Consider the following 1,366-nt stretch of genomic DNA (forward strand, 5'->3'; position numbering starts at 1 on the left):
ACCAGCCAGCATTATTTTTAATCCAAGATGGAATTTCAGGTTCTGAGGAAAATGGATTAAGTGCATCGGTTCCAATAATGTCAATAACAGAGTCACCACCAAAAAATGGAATTACAAGAGTACGATATTCTGAAGTTGATGCTTTTTCTATATAATCGGTTTCAAATCCATCAACCAAAATAAAAAATCCATCATCAAATGTGTCAAATTTTGCATCCAATAGTGATCTTGGAATTGTAATTTCAATAGTTCCATCCGATAAAGTATCCATAATTAGAATCAATTCAACAAAATCAGGATCTAAGAAAATCGTATCAAGAGTACCATTTTCAATATTATATGCAACATCAAATGAATCTACAGAGATAGTTCCAACATTGCCAAATGAAAATGGAATTGATGTAAAAAGAAAGAAAGAAAATAGAAAACTCAAAAGATAAGATGAATTTTTTTGGAACAATGTTAGTTCCCACTTAGACTCATATCTTCTGTTAATTCAATAGAGATGTCATTTTTTGTTGCGTCATCTATTGTCGTAACAGTTTTTGTCAATGTACCAGTTCCATTAAGAAACCACAAGCCAGAAATTTTACTTTGAGGATCTAAAATCGAAACTTGAGTTGAATCAACTATTTTACTTATAGGAGAATTAGCATTTAGTAAAATTTTGAGCGTAGAATAAACTTCTTCAAGTAGATCATCCTCTAAAAATGCTAAAACCACAAGGGAATCTTTTGAGCCAAAGTCACCTGATGAGATTGTTCTGGCTTTACCAAACCCACAGTTGAAAGGTACATCATCTACTACAATACTACATTCTTGTAATTCCAACTTCAGATTAGAATTGCTTTTATCAAATGTATTGAAAATCATAAAACCCTCTAGAGTAGACAATTTTGTTTTATCATAAATTCCGGTAGCAATTACTGAATTAAAATCTAGTTTGTATGTTTCAAATGAATTTGAAGATGAAATTTTATCACCTAAATAATCGCCATCATTAATTTTATCAAGGATTTTTTGAGTTCTAGAATCTAATTTTTCTTGTTTTTCTAATAATTTTTTACGTATTTCTTCTGATTTTTTACTAAGTTTGTTATCCAATTCATTAGATTTAGAAAATTTTTCTAATTCACCTGAAGAATTAGATTTAATTTTATTTTGATATTTTTCTTTAATTTCTCTTAATTTTTCTTCATACTTGTTAATTTTCGTCGATAATTTTTCGTTTAATTTTTTTCTATCAGAATCTAGTTTTTCTTGTTTTTCATCTAGTTTTTGTTTTCTTTCTTCAGCTTTTTGTTTTTGTTCTTCTTGTTTTTCATCTAGTTTTTGTTTTCTTTCTTCAGCTTTTTGTTTTTGTTCT

The 1,366-nt window shown here is 28.3% G+C and carries 1 protein-coding gene and 1 pseudogene; both read right to left on the reverse strand.

The window, feature by feature from the left end:
* Positions 1 to 433, reverse strand: a pseudogene (locus WDZ98_RS08510) (hypothetical protein); the annotation flags it as partial.
* A 29-nt stretch (positions 434 to 462) separates the two neighbouring features.
* A partial coding sequence (locus tag WDZ98_RS08515; protein ID WP_368060970.1) for a hypothetical protein occupies positions 463 to 1,366 on the reverse strand: 904 nt, incomplete at its 5' end.

Origin of the sequence: Candidatus Nitrosopumilus sp., from assembly GCF_040878665.1 — an archaeon.
Taxonomy (GTDB): domain Archaea; phylum Thermoproteota; class Nitrososphaeria; order Nitrososphaerales; family Nitrosopumilaceae; genus Nitrosopumilus.